The sequence below is a fragment of the Subdoligranulum sp. DSM 23681 genome, from assembly GCF_057005535.1.
The window spans coordinates 1,373,158-1,390,985 of sequence record NZ_CM168050.1 but is presented as its reverse complement, the minus strand read 5'-3'; the positions used below and the strand labels follow the sequence as shown (position 1 = coordinate 1,390,985).

Genomic DNA, 17,828 nt, shown 5'->3' with positions numbered 1-17,828 from the left:
AGGCGTTGCTTTTCGCCCCAAAGGGTGGTACTATACTTTTACTTGTACCCACGCGGTTTTGTGGGCGGATACGCCGGAAATCCGCGTGGTGTGGTCAAAATGGACTGGACGAAACGGCCCGTTTTGACCCTGGGGGAGCACAGACAGCATTGGGGACACAAAACTCGAAATGCGATAGGGCGTTAACAGCGCCGCCAGAGTTCAAATCTCTGATGCTCCGCCACACAAGGGGCAAGGACGGGTCCGTCCTTGCCCCTTGCTCTTTTATCAGGTTCATTCTATCCGGAAAGGAGTCCTGTGCATGACCATTCAACCGCTGACCGCCTCCAGCGCGGACGCTGTGGCGGTCCTGATGTCCACCCTCAAACCGGAATGGTGGGATTTCGAGGGGGCCCATCAGCAGCTGCAGGATGTACAGCTGCTGGCCACCCTGGCGGGATGGTATCTGGAAAGTGACGGCAAACCCAAGGGCTGGATCCTCTGTGCCGAATTCCCGGGCTATTCCACCATGACCATTGAAAACCTGGGATTTGAGGAGGCCGGCACCCTTGTCATGGAAGAACCGTTGGAACCCCTTTTGCAGAAGGCGGAGGAATACGCCCGACAAAAAGGGTACCGCAACCTCAAATATGTGATCGGGTCCACCGGGATGTCCTGCCACGGTCGCCCCATCACCGATTTCGCCGAGGAACTGCGCACACTGCGTTCCCACGGGCGGGCACACTTTGATTTTTTCCGCAAGCTCGGGTTTGTGCCTGCCGGATTCATCCCCAACTGCTATGGGGAAAACTATCATGGCATCATCATGATCAAATCGCTGTTGTAAAGCAGACGCGGCGAAGGAAGCTACAAGGATAGAACAGGGGAGTCGGGCAAACACCCGGCTCCCTGCTTTTGCCGCCGCATTGGCATTTCACTCTCCGGCAGCGGTGGCGCGCCGCTGTTCGGACAGGGAATGCAGGCTGGCGCAAATGACAGGGCTGTCTCCTTTTAATTACAACCAAATCATAGGAAACACGTTGAAATCCCTATTCCGGTATGCTAAAATTCAACTGGCAAAATAGATCATGTGATGGGGCGAAAACGATGAGCATGGATTTTGAAGAAAACTGGATCGGAATCGGGGATGCAGCCATCCATCTGGGCGTAACCAAGGACACGATCAGAAACTGGATAAAGAAAACGAATATCCCCGCGCATAAAATCGGAAAGCTGTGGAAATTCAAACGTTCCGAGCTTGATGAATGGGTCAAAAGCGGGGAAAGCGCAATCGACAATCATTCTTCCCGGAATCAGTAAGGAAAACCGGGAGCGCATATTTTTGCTGTAATCCATGTGATGCATAGGAGCGATCTCTTATAAAAATCATAATAGAGGTAAAACGCTGAGAAACAACGACGGAGAGAATGCCAAGGAATGAAGCAGACAATGAGTACCACGAACTATATTGATTTTTTCGCTGGCTGTGGAGGGCTATCACTTGGCCTTGGATGGGCAGGCTGGTCAGGGGTGTTTGCCATTGAAAAAGACCCCATGGCGTTTAAAACATTTACATCCAATTTGGTGAACGAGGATGCTCCTTATAGGCATTTTACCTGTTGGCCGGCATGGCTCACCAAGCAGCCGCATTCGATAGAAGAATTGGTGGACGATGATGCCTATGCGGCGCATCTGAAAGAACTGGCCGGAAAAGTGCTGCTTGTGGCAGGGGGGCCGCCTTGCCAGGGGTTTTCCGTAGCGGGGGCAAGAAATGGCAATGATCCCAGAAACCTGCTGGTATTCAAGCAGATCAAAGCGATTTCCATGCTGAAGCCCGTTTTCGGAATCATAGAAAACGTGGGGGGCTTTGAACGAAAATTTGTTTGCAGGCCCATTGACGGAATGACCATGAGTGTGGCCTCGGAAGCGGTAAAGCAGCTGGAGGAACTGGGATACAAGGTCGGAAAAGTTGTGATCAATGCCGCTGATTTCGGCGTGCCCCAGGTCCGAAAGCGCGTGATCCTGTTTTCCATCAGAGAAGACTTCTGCGGCGAAATGGATGTCGCACGTCTGCTCACGGATATTTTAAGCGAAGTCGGCATGGAGCAGCGCGCCCAGTTCGGGCTTGCTACGGACCGATATGTAAATGTCGGCGAAGCCATAAGCGATCTTGCAGGGGGGGACAAAGTCCCCGATCCCGAATTCCCCGGGTATGAAACCTGCAAGTACAGGCCTGCGCAAAGTGCCTACCAGAAACTGATGAGAAAGAACAGCCCCGGTGAGGAAGTGCCGAGTTCGCACAGATTTAACCGGCACAGCAAAAAAATCGTGACCCTGTGTGAGACCGCGCAAAGGACGCAGCCGCCGGGCCGATTGAGCAAGGAATTCTTATATGCAAATGGCTGCCATTCCAACAAAAGGTTCGTTCTGGATACGGAGAAGCCCTGCTCTACCTTGACGACCGCACCGGAGGAACTCATCCATTTCAATCAGCCAAGAGTTGTGACCCTGCGTGAAATGGCAAGGCTGCAGTCATTCCCGGATGACTATACGTTCTATGGCCGGTACACCCTAAACGGTCCGGCACGAGGAATTGATGTGCCCAGAAATGCGCAGATCGGCAACGCCATACCGCCGTTGGTGGGCAGAGCCCTGGGCCTTGCCCTGATGCGAATATATGGCCTTGTCACAAACCAGGATCCCAGGCTTGAAAAGTATCGGACATAATAAAGAGGAGGCAGCCTTTTGGCTGCCTCCTTCTTATTTGTTTGGGATATTGCGCAAAATCAGCTCTGTGACCATCTCGTCGGCGTCAATATGATTGTCGTCCGCAAATTCATGCAGCAGTTTCAGAACACTTCCGGGAACTTTTATGGGGCGATAATACTCCGGGTAGGCCCAGCCGCACTTGGAACAGTCTTCTGTGCAGGACCTGCAAGAGGTGCTTTTCACATTGTTGCACCTGTCACACAGGGGCTGCCAATTGGTTATGGCGTCCGTACCCCCTCGGGACCGGGGCACCTTATGGTCCTGCTGAAATTTTTTCCCGGCATTGGTGGCCCCGCATACGGCACACTTGTTCTGGTAATGCGCCACAACGCGATCCCACTTTTCATCGGAAAGGTGGATTCTCGGTGTCTTTTTCTGATATACATTCAAGGTGCTCAGCTGGTACTGATTGCCATGCTTCACAATGCCGAGAAGGCCTTCCTCCCCCTGCAGTTCCCGCAGCCGCCGGAAGGTGTCTATGTAGGTCTTTTGTTTGGCCAGATCGACCGCTTTCCGAATTTCTTCCCGGTTCACGATCGGACCGGGAATGCCATGGCCTTTGGGCCACAGGGTTTCAAGGATCACCCTATAGATAAATCTGTTGGCCGGACTTTTTGAGATAAACCCTGCCGTAGTTTCCTCAATCCATGCATCACGATCCACCAAGTCATCGGGTTCGGCAGCAGGAGTCAGGAAGGGGGACTGCTCAATCCGGGCTTTGCTTTTTCTCTCTGCCATCTGGAAGGCCTCCTGCACAGTATTTTACATTAGATTATAACACGGAATGCCATTTGTGTATAGAGACAATCGGAAAGACCTTCTGCCGGATGGCAGCCCCCGCAAGTGGCACAGGGCGTCTGCTGGCAGCCGGCGGAGCGGGCGGGCTGCGCCAAGGACAATGGGGGCTGGAAATGGCGCGGGACCCATGCTATGATAGAGGTGTTGCCGAAAAAAGCAGAATTTTGTCGATTCCCGGTTGCGGGAAGTTGACCGTGCAGTGAAAATCAGGCTGTACACGATTGAAAACGGATGTACATAGAAAAAGGAGAAATCTATGCCCTGTACCACGATTCTGGTTGGCAAGAAGGCCAGCCATGACGGTTCCACCATCATTGCCCGCAATGATGACGGCGCATTTGAAGCCAAGCGCGTTTTGGCCCATCCGGCCAGGGAGGGGGCGGCCACCTACAAAACGGTCATCTCTCACCTGACGGTGGAACTGCCGGAGAAGGCCATGGGCTATACCGACTGTCCCAACGTGAACAAGTCCAATGGCGTCTGGCCCGCCTGCGGCATCAACGAAGCCAATGTGGCCATGACCGCCACCGAGACCATCACCAGCAACGCCCGGGTCATCGGCGCGGACCCCTATGTGCGGTATCAGGAAAAGAAAGGCCGCCATACCAAAGAGGTCCCCGGCGGCATCGGGGAGGAGGACCTGGTGACCCTGGTGCTTCCTTACATTCATTCCGCCCGGGAAGGGGTGCTGCGCACCGGTGCGCTGCTGGAGCAGTACGGCACCTACGAACCCAACGGCATGGCCTTTGCGGATGCCGATGAAGTCTGGTGGCTGGAAACCATCGGCGGCCATCACTGGATCGCCCGGCGGGTGCCGGATGACCGGGTGGTGGTCATGCCCAACCAGTTTGGTCTGGACCATTTTGACTTTGAGGATGCCTGCGGCGCGCAGCAGGAAAACCTTTGCTCCCAGGACCTGCGGGAGTTCGTGGAAACCCACCACCTGGCGCTGGATACGGGGGCAGAGTTCAACCCGCGGCTGGCCTTCGGTTCCCGTTCCGACGCGGACCATATCTACAACACCCCCCGGGCCTGGTTCATGGCCCGGTATTTCCTGCCCCGGACCTACAAGTGGGACGGGGAGAACGCCGACTTCACCCCCGAGAGCAACGACATCCCCTGGTCCTTTGTGCCGGAGCGCAAGGTGACGGTGGAGGACGTGCGGTACCTGCTGGGATCCTATTACCAGGGAACGCCCTACAACCCCTACGACAGGACCGCGGCCTGCAAGGGCAAATACCGCACCATCGGCGTGCCCAACAGCGATGTCTGCGGCATCATGCAGATCCGCGGGTATCTGCCCGAGGCGATTCAGGGGGTGGAGTGGCTGTCCATGGGCGGCAGCGGCTTCACGGCCTGCTTCCCGGTCTATGCCCGTGTGACCGAGTTCCCCAAGTACTTCAGCGGTACCACCGAAACGGTCTCCACCGGCAGCATGTACTGGCACAGCCGGCTCATTGCCGCCCTGACCGACGCCCAGTTCGGCAGTGCGCTGCTGTTTGATGAGCGGTATGTGAACGCCGTGATGAACCGCGGACAGCAGTTCCTGTACGAGTACGACGAAAAGATCCGGCAGGGCGCACCGGTCGAAATTCTGGAGGAAGCCAACCGCAAAATTGCGGATATGGTGAAGGAGGAGTCGGACAAAGCCCTGGCCCAGATCCTCAAAAACGCCTCCGAGAAGATGAAGATCCGGTATCACAGAGGGGATAACTGAGCGTAGAATAGCAGGAAAGAAAGCAGCACCAACCGCTGGGAACAGCAGCGGACCGGTGCTGCTTTTGTTTTTTTCCACTCTTTTTCTCGGGCTGCCCCTGGTCATCGACAATACCTTCGGCACCCCCTATCTCATCCGGCCCCTGGAGCACGGCGCCGACATTGTGCTGCATTCCGCCACCAAGTTCATCGGCGGCCACGGGACCACCCTGGGCGGGGTGATCGTGGACGGCGGCCGGTTTGACTGGGCGGCCGGCGGCCGGTACCCCTGGCTCAGTCAGCCCAACCCCAGCTACCATGGCGTCCGCTTCACCCAGGCTGCGGGTCCGGCGGCCTTTGTCACCTACATCCGGACGGTGCTGCTGCGGGACCAGGGCGCCTGCATCAGTCCCTTTGCGGCATTTCTGCTGCTGAAGGGCACCGAGACCCTGAGCCTGCGCCTGGAACGCCATGTGGAAAACACCAAAAAGGTGGTGGCCTATCTGGCGGCCCATCCCCAGGTGGAACAGGTCAACCACCCCTCGCTGCCGGACCACCCGGACCACCGGCTGTACGAAACCTACTTCCCCAACGGCGGGGCCTCCATCTTCACCTTCCGCATCCGGGGCGGACGGGAGGAGGCCTTCCGGTTCATCGACCATCTGCAGATCTTTTCCCTGCTGGCCAATGTGGCGGACGTGAAAAGCCTGGTGATCCATCCCGCGTCCACCACCCACAGCCAGCTGACGGCGCAGGAACTGGCAGAGGCGGGCGTCTACGAAAACACCATCCGCCTTTCGGTGGGCACCGAACACATTGACGACATCCTCGCCGACCTGGACCAGGCCTTCCGCAGCGTACGGGAAGGATGACGGGAACGCCGCTGCTGGTCTTGGCACCGTGAAGGCGGCAGACGGGAACCCAGCCTGCCAAAAATGCCCCGCTGCGGGCCGGCGCATGCCGGTGTCTGCGGCGGGGCTTTTTGGGGGAACGGGGCGTCGGTTGAAATACAAAATGGCCTATGCTATAATTAAAAAATCCGGGGTATTATTGACCGAAAGGGCGCAAAACCGTTGAAAACCGGCCGCCGCCCCCGGGCTTTGCCCGCGGCGCAGACGTTTTACAGGGGGAACAAGCATGAAAATCGCAGTTGCCGGTACCGGTTATGTGGGGCTGTCCATAGCCACGCTGCTGGCCCAGCATCATCATGTCACGGCGGTGGACATCCTGCCCGAAAAGGTGGAGAAGATCAACCGCCGGGAATCGCCCATCCAGGACGAATACATCGAAAAGTATCTGGCGGAAAAACCGCTGGACCTGACCGCCACCCTGGACGGGGAGGCCGCTTACCGGGACGCCGAGTTCGTCATTATTGCAGCGCCCACCAACTATGACAGCACCAAGAATTTCTTTGACACCTCCGCGGTGGAGGAGGTCATCCATCTGGTGCAGAAAGTCAACCCCGACGCCATCATGGTCATCAAGTCCACCATCCCGGTGGGCTACACCGAACATATCCGCCGCAGCACCGGCAGCCGGAACATCCTGTTCAGCCCGGAATTCCTGCGGGAGAGCAAGGCCCTGTATGACAACCTCTATCCCAGCCGCATCATTGTGGGCACCGACCCCCGGGACCCCCGTCTGGTGGAGAAGGCCCATGTCTTTGCCGGTCTGCTGCAGGAAGGGGCCATCAAGGAGAACATCGACACCCTGTTCATGGGTTTTACCGAGGCCGAGGCGGTGAAGCTGTTCGCCAACACCTATCTGGCCCTGCGGGTGAGCTATTTCAATGAACTGGATACCTACGCCGAGACCAAGGGCCTGAACACCAAGGACATCATCGACGGTGTCTGTCTGGACCCGCGCATCGGCAACCACTACAACAACCCCAGTTTCGGGTACGGCGGCTACTGCCTGCCCAAGGACACCAAGCAGCTGCTGGCCAACTACGCCGATGTGCCGGAAAACCTCATTGAGGCCATTGTGGAATCCAACCGCACCCGCAAGGAGTTCGTGGCCGACCGGGCCCTGGAGATCGCCCGGGCCTGCGCGGCCGGGGACGGGGGCGACGCGGATGCCCCGGTGGTGGGCGTCTACCGCCTGACCATGAAATCCAACTCCGACAACTTCCGCCAGTCCAGCATCCAGGGCGTGATGAAGCGGATGAAGGCCAAGGGGGCCCGGGTCATCATCTACGAACCCACGCTGGAGGACGGCACCGACTTCTTCGGCAGCCGGGTGGTCAACGATCTGGCGGACTTCAAGGCCCGGAGCAACGCCATCATCGCCAACCGGTACGACAGCTCCCTGGACGATGTGAAACAGAAGGTCTATACCCGGGACCTGTTCCGGCGGGACTGACCCGCGGCAGGAACCCGGCCCGAAAAAAGCGGCGGCACGGAAACTTCCGTGCCGCCGCTTGCCTTTGCCCCCAGGGTCAGGCCAGGGGGATGAGATCGTGGAAGAGGAACTGCATCCGGTCCACCGCCTTGTTGATGTGCCAGTGGCCGCAGTACCAGCGGCCGTACCGGGTGCGGGATTCGATGGTGTCCAGCCAGAGTTCGGTGGAGCGGTCCACCCGGCTCTGGTCCAGCCCGGGCAGCAGGGCTTCCTGGGGAATGTACCGGGCCGGACAGGTGTGGGACAGGATGAGGTCCACCTGCCAGTCCCGGGCGGCCAGCGCCGCCTCCACCCGCTGCCGGGTGGCCTGGTCCGGCTGCTCGTCCGCCCACCAGGGGTACCCGTGCATCAGGCGATAGTATTTGTCCACACTGTACGCCCCGCCGATGACCAGCGCCGAACGGCCGTCCAGGTCGTAGATCTCCCCGTCCCGGGCAAAGATCAGGTTGGGAAAGGCCGGTTCCACCCACACCTGCCCGCCGAACCGGGTCTGCTGTTCATACAGGCCGGTGGGGGCGGGGCGCTGTTCGTGGTTGCCCTGGATGCAGAAAAGGGGGATCCCCAGGGAATTCATCAGCTGTTTGTTCCAGCGGTCCTCGTCGCCGCCGTGGTAGTTGAATCCCACATCCCCCAGGATGATGCAGCCCCGGCAGTCTGTGCGGGGCAGGGCGTCCAGGCGGTCATACAGCGGGTAGAAGCTGGCGTGGGTATCGCCGGTGACATACAACATACAGACACCTCCGTGAGAGTTGGCGGCGCGGGTGCGCCGACGGAACAAGGAAGGATTTGCAACAGGCTCCAAAATTGTGTACTATGATGGGTAGGGACAAACCGTCCGCAGGACGGCTGAGGAGGAGAGAGACGATGAAGGAAAACAGAAGACTCCGCCGGTGGCTGGCGGCGCTGCTGGCCGCGGCGGTCCTGGTGGGGGCGGGGGCGGCCCTGCGCTGGACCTTCCGGATGTGGTACGGCGGGCAGGGCAGCGCCCTGGAACGCACCGATCTGCCGGGATACGCCCCCGTGCCCAACGATCTGCCCGCGGGCGCCTACGCGGCGGAAAACCACTGCACCGAACCCGGGGCAGTGACCCTGACCGACGACGCGGGCCGCTGCTGGCGGGTGTCGGCGGAAGGCTGGAACCTGCAGTGGGTGCAGACCAACGGGGTGGGGGCTGTGATCAATGCCCGGAACGTGCGCACCGGGGCCACCCACAGCTTTTATCTGGGGGCCCAGGCGGACAGCTTTGACTTCTTCCCCCAGAAACTGGGGGAGGACCTGTATGCGGACCCCCTGGGCACCATGCGCAAGACCCTGGGCCGGCTGTGGCGGGTGTGCGGATGGACCGAAAGCGGCTTCCGTGACTTCACCGGCGGGATGAGGGTGGAGGCCATCTCCCCCGGGGAGGTGGGCCAGCGGGTGGCGCTGGGCAATGGTCTGGACCTGCAGCAGGACGCGGGATTCAGCGGCAACCTGCTGCTGGTGGAAGACACGGTCACCGCCCCCGAACTGACCCTGCGCCAGGAGGAGCCGGCAGACCTGGCCCAGGCCTCCCAGACCCGCACCTACACCAACGCCGACGGCCTGACCTGGACCCTGCGGTGGCAGGATTTCCAGCCGGGGGAGACTCTGCGTCTGGCCGCCGGGTGTGAGACCGGCGACTGGCTGGAGATCTGGCTGTACAGCGGGTTCCTGGAATACAAGGACATCACCACCCAGGAGCAGGCCCTGGAAGAGGTGTTCCGGGCCCTGGACCACATTTCCCGGGCCCCGGCCTGAGTCCATGGTTCCATTATAACAGGGACGCTTCCTGAAAGAAAGGGAGGCGGCGGCCGAAACCGGCCGCTCTCCCACAAAAGCAAACCGGGCGAAGACGGTAAGTCTTCGCTCGGTGTTTTTTATGCCTTGGCAGGTCTCCGCCGCCGGAAAGCCAGCAGCAGCACCAGCCCCAGACCCAGGGCACTCAGGGCCAGTCCGGCCCCGGTCCCCGGCTGGGTGTAGGTCAGGGTCAGGGTGTGGGTGCCGGCGGGCACCGCCACCCCCAGCAGATACCCGGCGGCCTGCACCTCCACCGGCTGGCCGTCCAGGGCGGCGGTCCAATTCCGGTCATAGGGCAGGGTCAGCACCGCCAGACCGTCGGCGGCGCCGTCGGTCTGCAGGGTCACGGCCCCGTCCCGCCAGCTTGTCACGGCGGGGGCGGCGGCTTTCAGGGCGTCACAGGCATCGGCCAGGGCCTCCTCGTCCAGCACCGCAAAGAGGGCGCTGTCTGCCGGGGCGTCCAGGGCTACGGTCACCGTCTGGCCCGCCCGGACCCGGCCCAGGTCGATGACCGACCCGGAGGACCGTTCCAGGCTGAACAGGGTGCCGGCGTCGGCCCCGTCCACCGTCAGGGGCACATCCGACGCCGTGCCGGTGAACACCCCGTACAGGATGCCGTCCCTGTCCGCCGTGAGGGTGTAGCGGTCCCCGGCGCCGCCCTCCTGCACCGAGAAGAGGGCTGTCTGCCGCCCCAGCAGGGCAGAATAGAGGGTCTCGGCGGCGGTGAAGGGGTCGGTGCCCTCCGCCAGGACAAAGTCCCCGGCGCTGCCCGGGCTCCACAGGGCCCGGGGCAGGGCGTTGGGGGTTTCGTACACCTGCCAGGGGGTGTCCAAGTCCGTCCGGGTGAAATGGGTGGGCACCCGCCCGCCGTCCCGGTCCAGAAAATACCCGATGGACAGAAGGCTGTCCGCCGCGGCGGTGCTGCCCCCCAGATATCCGTAACTGGCCCCGTAGTTGCAGTAGCCCAGGGCCATGAGCAGCAGGGTGCCGGTGCCGTCCTGCACGCTGCTGAAATGGGTCAGCCCCTCAAACCCCAGCAGCATGGGGTCGTTGAGGGTGCGGAAAAAGGTCTTTTCCAGCCGCAGACCGGCCGGGTTGCGCTCTTCCACCGCCTGCACGGTGGCGCGGCCGTCGGAAACAAAGGTTTGGTAGTCTGCCACCGTATAGACCTCAAACTGCCGCAGGGCCCAGGCGGCATTCAGGGCCAGTTCCCCCGCCGCCAGCACCGCCAGGGCGCCCGCGGCCATCCGCCGCCGGGTCCCGGCGCTGCGGCTCCACAGCCAGACCAGCCCCACCGATGCCAGCAGCAGCACACAGGCCAGCGCCCACCGGCGGCGGCCGTAGGTCTCGGCCCGGGTGAGAAAGACCACCGCCGCCAGCACCAGGGCCAGCCCGCCGGCAGTGAACACCCGGCGGCGTGTGAGAGGGGCCGCCAGCGCCCCGGCGCCCAGGCTCAGCAGCCAGAACACCAGCAGAAAACTTTCCCGGTAGGGGAACCAGTTGGGGGCGGCAAAGCCGTGCCACACCAGGTCCGCCGGCTGCCACCACATGCTCAGGACCAGCACCGCCCCCAGGGCCAGAAAAGCAGCCTTTTCCCGCCCGGGGCGGGGGCTGACCAGATAGAGCAGCAGTCCCGCCAGACCCAGCATGCCGCAGTAAACCAGGGGCAGGCCGGTCTGGACGTCTGCCCACACAAAGTTGCCGGTGAAGAACTTCTGCACCAGGTCCGGCAGGGAAAACTGCACCCCGCCGGTCAGATCCAGGGCGGTGTTTTTCACCGTCAGGATCCCGGCCACAGCGGGGACCAGCACCGCCCCGGCCAGGGCGGCGCCGGTGATGCCGCACACCCCGAACCGGGCCAGCAGAAGCACCGTCCCGCGGCGTTCCCCCGCCGGAGGGCAGGCGGCCAGCTGGGCCAGAATATACAATACGGAGAAAATGCAGAGCATATACCCCATGTAGAAATTGGTGAAGATGGCGGCGGCCAGGGCCAGGGCGAAGCCCAGCCCCCGGCTGCCGCGCAGCAGTCCGTCCAGTCCGGCGGCCACCAGGGGCAGCAGGATCACCGAATCCAGCCACAGCACATTCTGGGCGTAGGCCACAGTGTAGCCCATGAGGGCATAGCACCAGCCCAGGGGCACAAAGAGGGGGCAGGCGCCCCAGCGCCGCCGCAGATACCACACAAAGGTCAGGGCGGCCAGCAGCACCTTCAGTGCCCAGACCACACAGCACAGCCAGCCGTAGGTCTCGGGGGCAAAGAGGAGGTACAACCAGGCAAAGGGGCTGGCAAAGTAGTAGGCAAACAGGGCAAAGCTGCCGCCGCCCAGCCCCATGTCCCCGGCATAGGTCAGGCTGCCGCCGGTGCGCACCGCCTCATAAAAATGGGCATAGAAGGGGATGTACTGGCTGTTCAGGTCCCCGGTCATCACCGAGTTGGGGCCAAAGGGCCAGTATCCGCACAGGGCATACAGGGTCCCCAGGATCACCGCCATCCCTGCCGCCGTGAGGAGATAGGGCAGGGCGCGGTGTTTGGATGTTGCGGTCATAGGACGTTCTCCTTACAGGAAAGGGAAATTCAGCGGCGCAGGCGGGCGGCCCAGAAGGTCCCCAGATCCCACAGCGCCGCCAGCAGGGCGGGCAGCACCGCCAGGGCCAGGGCCTGCTCCCCCAGCGGCCGGAAATACTGCCACAGGGGCAGGGGCGCGTTGACGGTGAGGACGGCATCCGCCTCGCCCAGCACCACCCCTTCGCTGCCGGCGGGGTCGATGCGCACCGAACCGTTGCCCATGGGAAAGACCAGGGTCACCTGGCCGGGGGCTGTTTCGGCGGCCCACACCCGGCGGCGCAGGCTGGGGTCCTGTCCGGCCTTGCCGTAGTAGCCCTCAAAGCCGGAGGCCGGGGCATCGGTGGCAAAGGTCACGCTGCGCACCGGCTGGTCCAGGGCCAGCTGCAGCTGGGGGTCGCCCCCGGCGGTGACCCAGCTGCCCGCCTCATCCTGGACGATGTCCTGCATCGCCAGGTCGGAAAGGGCCAGGGTCTGGGTGTGCAGCCGCCCGGTGGCAAAGCCCAGGGCGTCCCATCCGGCACAGGCCAGGGCGTACACCGCCCACAGCACCAGGGCCAGAAGGTACAGCGAAAGCATCTTGTGTTGGTCCAGCCATTTCAACTTCTGTTTCATGCCGTCCCTCCCACATTGCAGACAAAATCGAACCGGTCGGTGCCGGCGTTGTATTCATACACCGCCGAACCCGCCGCGCACCCGGCCAGCCCGTCGCTGAACAGGGACGCGTAGCCGTCGGCAAAGAGGTCGTCGGACTTTTCGATGAACAGGTAGCTGCAGCCGCTGTCCAGGATGCAGTCGCGGAGTTCTTCGGTGGTGTAGGGGTGGTAGTAGAGGGTGTCATCCGGCAGGGCTCCCGGCAGGGCAAAGGTGCCGCCGCCGCCCATCTTCTCGGTGCCGCTGTAATCCAGGTACCAGGGATACAGCTCATAGGTGTACAGGAACCACCGGCTGCCGTCGTCCCCCTGGCTCACAAAGAAGATGTGGGCGTCCTCGGGCACCACGGCCTGCACTTCCCGGGCCACCGCGCGGGTCTGCCAGCGCTGGGCGTAGGCAGCGTCCCCGCAGCCGAAGACGGTGAGGGTGAAGGGCACCCGCAGCCACACCAGTCCGGCCAGACCCAGCACAAAGACCCCGAACCCGGTCTGTACCAGTCCGGCGGGGCGTTCCTCCTCCATGGCCCGGAGCACCAGCGCGCCGGCGGCCAGCAGCCAGCCCAGCAGATAGGGGTACATGTACCGCTCAAAGCCCACCAGGCCGTCGGACACTTCATCCCGGAACACATACACATAGGTCAGCCCGATGAAGAAGAAGTAGGCCGCAAAACCACCCAGCCCCAGCACCGCAAACACCCCGGCCTGCCGGCGCAGGGCCTTTTCCCGGGTGAAGAGGGCGGCCCCCACGGCCAGGGCCAGGGTCAGGCCCACCACCAGGAAGAAGGGCCCCACCATGGTGGTGGTCGTGGTGAAGAGGTTTTTCACCATTCCGCCCATAATTGTGGAAAACTTTTCCGTCCGGCCGATGCCCAGCAGTTCCTTGCAGCCGGTGATGACCATCTCGGCCATGCCCATCTGCTGGGTGCCGCCCACGTTGGAGGTGTCCGCCGTGCTGGCCACCGACAGGTACCGCTGCCAGGACCAGAAGGACACCCCGCAGGTGAGGAACAGCCCCGCCGCCTTGGCCAGGGTCCTGCCCAGGGCGGGGGCGGGGGCTTTTTCCGCCAGGGCGGACAGGAAGGCGTCCGCCCCGATGATGCCCGCCGCCACCAGGGCCATGGCAAAGCCGGTGTCCTTTTCCAGGCAGAGGGCGGCCAGGGCCAGGGCGGTGGGCCACAGGGCGCGGCGCCGGTCCATGTAATACACCGCCATGGCGCCGCCGAAGGTCAGGCCCAGGGGGATGTCCGACAGGCTGGAGGCGTACAGGTCGGTGGTGCGGGTGACATTGCCGTACAGGGTGATGAGAAAGGGCAGCAGAAACCCGAAGCCCAGGGCCGGCACCGCCTGCCGCCAGGCGCCCTTGGGGGCGGCAGCCGTCAGGGTGGTGAAGAGGGCAAGGAGCAGGATGTCATATCCGGCCAGCACCCGCCATTCCGCATAGGGACCGAAGAACTGGAAGAAATATCCCAGCACGATGAGGGCGGGGCGATGGGAACCCACCCAGTCCCAGCCGATCTCGGCGTTGACGTAGAGATGACCGGAGGTTTTGACGATCTTGGCGGCGGTGCCCCAGAAGCTGAACTCATCCCAGGTGCTGAACATGGGCTGCCGCCAGGAGAAAAAGACCAGCAGCGCCGCCGAAAGCACCCAGAAGGCCAGGAACCCGGGTACGTTCAGGGCCGACAGGGGCTTTTTGTGCCCCACCGGGGCAAAGGCCAGCACCCAGGCCCCCGCCGCCAGCACAAAATACACCCACCCGGCGGGCACCAGCACCCCCAGCATGCCGGCGGCGGCAAACCACAGCATGGTGGCGCACAGGGCCGTGAAGGGGGCCAGGGGCGCGGGCAGGGCGGTGCGCCGGACCAGCAGCAGGGCATAGCCACCCAGCGCTGCCAGCGATACCAGACTCAGAACCAATTCCATTACATACATTCCCCCGTATCGGGTGTAGTCAGCGGTCGTCCCGCCGCAGGGTGAAAAGACAGCCCGCCAGCCCGGGCAGCACCGCCAGCCAGAACAGCTGCCAGCCATCCGGCACAAAGTAGGTGTACCAGGGCGGGCGCCCGTTCAGCACAAGGGCGGTCACCTGCACGGTGACCCCGGCGGTGTCCGCCAGGTCCAGGCGCAGGTTCTGTCCCGCCGTGCGGGGCAGGGTATATTCCCAGCTGTCCCCGTCCGGGGCCGCCGTGGGCCAGACCCGCAGCCGGGGGGTGTAGCCCATACCCGGCAGATGATAATACAGGTCCTTCTCCCCGCCGTCCCCGGTGTAGTCGGCCACCAGGCGCAGCCGGCGGACCAGGGTGCCCGGGGTCAGCAGCAGCTGGGCGTCCCCGGTGGTGCTGGTCAGCACCCCGGGCGCCGTCTGCTCCATATTCACCAGGGTATACTGGCCGGTGTCGGCCAGGGTCACGGTCTTTTGCTGGTACACCCCCAGGGCGTACAGCACCCCGTCCAGCCCAAAGCTGCCCGCCATGGACAGCACCAGCACCACCACCCCCAGGGCGTACAGCGCCCGGAAGGGGTGGCGGCGGGCGGCGGCCAACCGTTCTTTCCACTTCATGCGCCCGCCTCCTTTTCCAGCATCCCGGCAAAGGTCAGCCCCTCCGGGGTGACCCTGTACAGTGCCGGACCCTGTCGGGCGGCGGCCAGGTCGTCGGTGAACAGGGTGTGGTAGCTGGCCACAAAGCCTTCGTCCACCCGGGCTGCCAGAAGCCAGGTCACCTCTTCTTTTTCCAGCATGGCGGCAAATTCCGCCGCCGTGTAGGGGGCAAAGTAGGGGTCATTCTCCCCGCCGGTCAGGGCCGGGTCGCCGTAGGTGGCGCCGCCCTCCCCGTACACCAGGTCCAGGGGCCGCAGGGTCTGGTTATACAAAAACCAGTAGAACCCTTCGTCCCCCTGCCGGATGAGGAACACCCGCTCCCCGGGCGCAATGGTCCCGGCGGCGGCTTCGGCCACCGCACGCTCAGCGCGCACGGCGGCGTATTCCCCCTGGCTCACCCCCAGGAGGGTGAACTGGGGCTCCCCCTGCACCGCAAAAACAAGGGCAAAGGCCGCCCCGGTCACCAGCGCCCCCGCCCGTCCCCACAAGGCTTTGGGAGCGGCGTCGCAGGCCAGGGCCAGCACCGCCAGGGCGATGAGCAGCCAGCCGCTGTAGTAGGACCCGAAGTACCGGGCGTAGCTGGCCAGGTCGTCGGGGGAGGAATCCTTGAGCAAAAAGGCGTAGCTGAGCCAGAGCATGAAGAAGTAGCCCAGAAAGCAGAGGCCGCTGCCTGCCCCCAGCACCAGAGTGTGCACACGGGCCCGGGCGTTCGCACCCAGGAGCAGGGCCAGCACAAACAGCACCCCGGCCAGGGCGGCGACCATCACGCCGGTGCCCAGCATGGACACATTGCGGGTGAAAAAGGCGGTTTGCAGAGCGGCGCCGTAGTCCTGGAACAGGGTGCGGCGGGCTTCAAAGTAGTCGGTCACCGGCAGGCCCAGCAGCATTTTGATGCCGTTGACGGCCACCTCCGGCAAAGAGGCCCCTGCCGTGTCGCCCATGCCGCCGGAGGCGGCGTTCTGCAGCACCAGGGGGGTGATGTGGGCGTTCCAGACCTGGTACTGCACCAGCGGCGCGGCCAGACAGACCAGGGCAAAGGCCGCCCGCCGGAGGGCGGACGAAACCCGCCGCACAGCACCCGGGGCGGGGAAAAAGACCCAGTCCAGAGCCAGCAGTCCGGCGGCGGCCAGGGCCAGCACCAGGGTGTTGCTCTTCACGTTGGCGGCCAGCAGCAGCACCGGCAGCGCCAGAATCTGGGCGGGCAGGGGGGCGCGGCGCACCGAAAGCCAGAAGGCCACCGCGCCGCCGAAGAGCATCCCGGCGGGCATGTCCCCCAGGAATTCCAGCCAGGCGGTGCTCAGCAGGGCGGTGTGCCCCGAAACCGAGAGCAGGCTGGGCACCAGCAGGGCCCCCAGCATCAGGGGCAGGGAGACCCGGGCTTTGCGGGCACAGCCGCCCACAGCGGCCGCGGCGGCCAGCATGGCCGCATCCGCCGCGTAGATGGCCCGCCAGGGGACGAAGCCCCCGAAGAACTGGAAAAAGTAGCTCAGCAGGGGCAGGGCGGGCAGCTCGGTCATCTGCCAGGGCAGGCCCGCGTCGCACAGGGTGTAGAGGCGGTTGTTCTGCACCATGAGCTTGGCGGCGGTGCCCCAGGAGGAATACTCGTCAAAATTGAGGAAATCCGGCTGCACCCGGGCAAAGTACAGCGCCAGCAGCACCGCCAGCGCCCAGAACACCCGGGCGGCCGGGTGGGCCAAAGCGGCCCGGGCCGGGTCCGGGCGGCCGGAACGGCGGGCCAGCAGCCCTTCCGCCCCCAGGCCCCACACCCCGCCCAGCAGCAGGACCAGGCCGGCCAGGGGCAGAATGCGCAGCAGCCCGCCTGCCAGCAGGACCAGCTCCGCCAGGGCCAGGGCGGCCAGGGGGGCGGCGGCAGGCCCCACCCCGGTGCGGCGCACCAGGATGGTGCTCAGGCCGAAAAGGGCCAGCAGCGTGAGCAGCAGCCCTGACAGTGAAGCCCAGGCCATGGACGGGCCTCCTTTCTTGCAAAAACAGAAAAAGCCCCGGCCCGCGGCCCGGTTCGGCCGGGGGTGGGCGGGGCTTATTGATGCGAAATTGTTCGGAATCAGTATACCCCATTCGGGGGATGATTTCAACCGCGGCCCTTTTGCGGAAGGAACTCCGTGCAAAACAAAAGGCCGCGCCCCGGCGGGGACGCGGTCACCTGTGCAGCAGGGTCTTATTGGCAGCCGTTGATGCCACAGCTGCGGTGTTCGGTGATCTCTTCCTCCCGCACCGGGGGCTGGCCCAGCCAGGAAAGGGCGGTGTTCAGGTCAAAGGTCTTTTCCCCGTCCTCCCGCACAAAGAGGGGCACGCCGATGCCGCCGCGCTCCCGCACCGGGGCAAAGACCGGGTCATGGTCCCGCAGGGCCAGGAATTCCTTCAGGTTGGCGGTGCTTTCGGTGATGTCCACATACTCCGCCGCAAAGCCCCGGGATTGCTGCAGGGCCTTGTAGTTGCGGCAGTCGATGCAGATGGGGGTTCCGTATACTTTCATGAAAAAGGCTCCTTTCGCCGTGTTTCGTCCCTATTGTACCCGGAAGGGCCACCGGGCGCAAGG

14 protein-coding genes and 1 pseudogene are annotated in these 17,828 nt (G+C 63.4%); 7 read left to right on the top strand and 8 right to left on the bottom strand.

What is annotated here, in order from left to right:
* Positions 1–301: 301 nt before the first annotated feature.
* The 3 genes from AC127K_RS06530 to AC127K_RS06520 all read left to right on the top strand — a co-directional run bounded on the left by AC127K_RS06530 (position 302) and on the right by AC127K_RS06520 (position 2,706).
* Positions 302–826 carry an N-acetyltransferase gene (locus AC127K_RS06530; protein ID WP_483722028.1) on the top strand — a complete coding sequence of 175 codons (525 nt, stop codon included), beginning with the start codon at positions 302–304 and terminating at the stop codon, positions 824–826.
* A 212-nt stretch (positions 827–1,038) separates the two neighbouring features.
* Complete coding sequence (locus tag AC127K_RS06525) at positions 1,039–1,299, top strand: helix-turn-helix domain-containing protein (protein ID WP_483722027.1); 261 nt, start codon at positions 1,039–1,041, stop codon at positions 1,297–1,299.
* A gap of 129 nt (positions 1,300–1,428) precedes the next feature.
* Positions 1,429–2,706 carry a DNA cytosine methyltransferase gene (locus AC127K_RS06520; RefSeq protein WP_294539303.1) on the top strand — a complete coding sequence of 426 codons (1,278 nt, stop codon included), beginning with the start codon at positions 1,429–1,431 and terminating at the stop codon, positions 2,704–2,706.
* Positions 2,707–2,739: 33 nt separating this feature from the next.
* Here the strand turns inward: AC127K_RS06520 and AC127K_RS06515 are convergent, their stop codons facing one another.
* A complete protein-coding gene (locus tag AC127K_RS06515; protein WP_483722026.1) occupies positions 2,740–3,486 on the bottom strand; it encodes an HNH endonuclease in 747 nt (248 codons plus the stop codon).
* Between the two features lie 316 nt (positions 3,487–3,802).
* On the opposite strand from AC127K_RS06515, the gene AC127K_RS06510 reads away from it, so the two are divergent.
* The 3 genes and pseudogenes from AC127K_RS06510 to AC127K_RS06500 all read left to right on the top strand — a co-directional run bounded on the left by AC127K_RS06510 (position 3,803) and on the right by AC127K_RS06500 (position 7,602).
* Positions 3,803–5,263, top strand: coding sequence for a C69 family dipeptidase (locus tag AC127K_RS06510; protein ID WP_483722025.1), 1,461 nt, complete (start codon positions 3,803–3,805; stop codon positions 5,261–5,263).
* Positions 5,264–5,351: 88 nt separating this feature from the next.
* Positions 5,352–6,113 (top strand): annotated as a pseudogene (locus AC127K_RS06505) (PLP-dependent transferase); the annotation flags it as partial.
* 265 nt (positions 6,114–6,378) lie between these two features.
* Positions 6,379–7,602 carry a nucleotide sugar dehydrogenase gene (locus AC127K_RS06500; RefSeq protein WP_294539294.1) on the top strand — a complete coding sequence of 408 codons (1,224 nt, stop codon included), beginning with the start codon at positions 6,379–6,381 and terminating at the stop codon, positions 7,600–7,602.
* Between the two features lie 76 nt (positions 7,603–7,678).
* Here AC127K_RS06500 and AC127K_RS06495 read toward each other — a convergent pair whose 3' ends face one another.
* The gene (locus AC127K_RS06495) at positions 7,679–8,371 is read right to left on the bottom strand and encodes a metallophosphoesterase (protein WP_483722023.1); all 693 of its coding nucleotides are present in this window, start codon (positions 8,369–8,371) and stop codon (positions 7,679–7,681) included.
* Between the two features lie 134 nt (positions 8,372–8,505).
* Between AC127K_RS06495 and AC127K_RS06490 the strand changes: the two genes are divergently transcribed.
* The gene (locus AC127K_RS06490; RefSeq protein ID WP_483722022.1) at positions 8,506–9,417 is read left to right on the top strand and encodes a hypothetical protein; all 912 of its coding nucleotides are present in this window, start codon (positions 8,506–8,508) and stop codon (positions 9,415–9,417) included.
* A 119-nt stretch (positions 9,418–9,536) separates the two neighbouring features.
* On the opposite strand, the gene AC127K_RS06485 is transcribed toward AC127K_RS06490, so the two are convergent.
* The 6 genes from AC127K_RS06485 to AC127K_RS06460 all read right to left on the bottom strand — a co-directional run bounded on the left by AC127K_RS06485 (position 9,537) and on the right by AC127K_RS06460 (position 17,765).
* Entirely contained in the window at positions 9,537–11,882 is a 2,346-nt protein-coding gene (locus AC127K_RS06485) for a YfhO family protein (RefSeq protein ID WP_483722178.1), read from the bottom strand.
* A 149-nt stretch (positions 11,883–12,031) separates the two neighbouring features.
* Positions 12,032–12,634: a hypothetical protein gene (locus AC127K_RS06480; RefSeq protein WP_483722021.1), complete on the bottom strand. Its 603-nt coding sequence runs from the start codon at positions 12,632–12,634 to the stop codon at positions 12,032–12,034.
* Positions 12,631–14,595, bottom strand: coding sequence for a hypothetical protein (locus tag AC127K_RS06475; RefSeq protein ID WP_483722020.1), 1,965 nt, complete (start codon positions 14,593–14,595; stop codon positions 12,631–12,633). The genes AC127K_RS06480 and AC127K_RS06475 overlap by 4 nt, the downstream gene beginning before the upstream one ends.
* A gap of 28 nt (positions 14,596–14,623) precedes the next feature.
* On the bottom strand, positions 14,624–15,232 hold the full coding sequence (locus tag AC127K_RS06470) for a hypothetical protein (protein WP_483722019.1): 609 nt from the start codon (positions 15,230–15,232) through the stop codon (positions 14,624–14,626).
* Complete coding sequence (locus AC127K_RS06465) at positions 15,229–17,235, bottom strand: hypothetical protein (RefSeq protein ID WP_483722018.1); 2,007 nt, start codon at positions 17,233–17,235, stop codon at positions 15,229–15,231. The genes AC127K_RS06470 and AC127K_RS06465 overlap by 4 nt, the downstream gene beginning before the upstream one ends.
* Positions 17,236–17,447: 212 nt before the next feature.
* Positions 17,448–17,765 carry a hypothetical protein gene (locus AC127K_RS06460; RefSeq protein ID WP_483722017.1) on the bottom strand — a complete coding sequence of 106 codons (318 nt, stop codon included), beginning with the start codon at positions 17,763–17,765 and terminating at the stop codon, positions 17,448–17,450.
* Positions 17,766–17,828 lie beyond the last annotated feature (63 nt).

Bases quoted from the DNA above. Each gene is read 5' to 3' on its own strand.
- AC127K_RS06530 (WP_483722028.1), top strand. From the start codon at position 302: ATGACCATTCAACCGCTGACCGCCTCCAGCGCGGACGCTGTGGCGGTC.
- AC127K_RS06525 (WP_483722027.1), top strand. From the start codon at position 1,039: ATGCTAAAATTCAACTGGCAAAATAGATCATGTGATGGGGCGAAAACG.
- AC127K_RS06520 (WP_294539303.1), top strand. From the start codon at position 1,429: ATGAGTACCACGAACTATATTGATTTTTTCGCTGGCTGTGGAGGGCTA.
- AC127K_RS06515 (WP_483722026.1), bottom strand. From the start codon at position 3,486: ATGGCAGAGAGAAAAAGCAAAGCCCGGATTGAGCAGTCCCCCTTCCTG.
- AC127K_RS06510 (WP_483722025.1), top strand. From the start codon at position 3,803: ATGCCCTGTACCACGATTCTGGTTGGCAAGAAGGCCAGCCATGACGGT.
- AC127K_RS06500 (WP_294539294.1), top strand. From the start codon at position 6,379: ATGAAAATCGCAGTTGCCGGTACCGGTTATGTGGGGCTGTCCATAGCC.
- AC127K_RS06495 (WP_483722023.1), bottom strand. From the start codon at position 8,371: ATGTTGTATGTCACCGGCGATACCCACGCCAGCTTCTACCCGCTGTAT.
- AC127K_RS06490 (WP_483722022.1), top strand. From the start codon at position 8,506: ATGAAGGAAAACAGAAGACTCCGCCGGTGGCTGGCGGCGCTGCTGGCC.
- AC127K_RS06485 (WP_483722178.1), bottom strand. From the start codon at position 11,882: ATGACCGGGGACCTGAACAGCCAGTACATCCCCTTCTATGCCCATTTT.
- AC127K_RS06480 (WP_483722021.1), bottom strand. From the start codon at position 12,634: ATGAAACAGAAGTTGAAATGGCTGGACCAACACAAGATGCTTTCGCTG.
- AC127K_RS06475 (WP_483722020.1), bottom strand. From the start codon at position 14,595: ATGGAATTGGTTCTGAGTCTGGTATCGCTGGCAGCGCTGGGTGGCTAT.
- AC127K_RS06470 (WP_483722019.1), bottom strand. From the start codon at position 15,232: ATGAAGTGGAAAGAACGGTTGGCCGCCGCCCGCCGCCACCCCTTCCGG.
- AC127K_RS06465 (WP_483722018.1), bottom strand. From the start codon at position 17,235: ATGGCCTGGGCTTCACTGTCAGGGCTGCTGCTCACGCTGCTGGCCCTT.
- AC127K_RS06460 (WP_483722017.1), bottom strand. From the start codon at position 17,765: ATGAAAGTATACGGAACCCCCATCTGCATCGACTGCCGCAACTACAAG.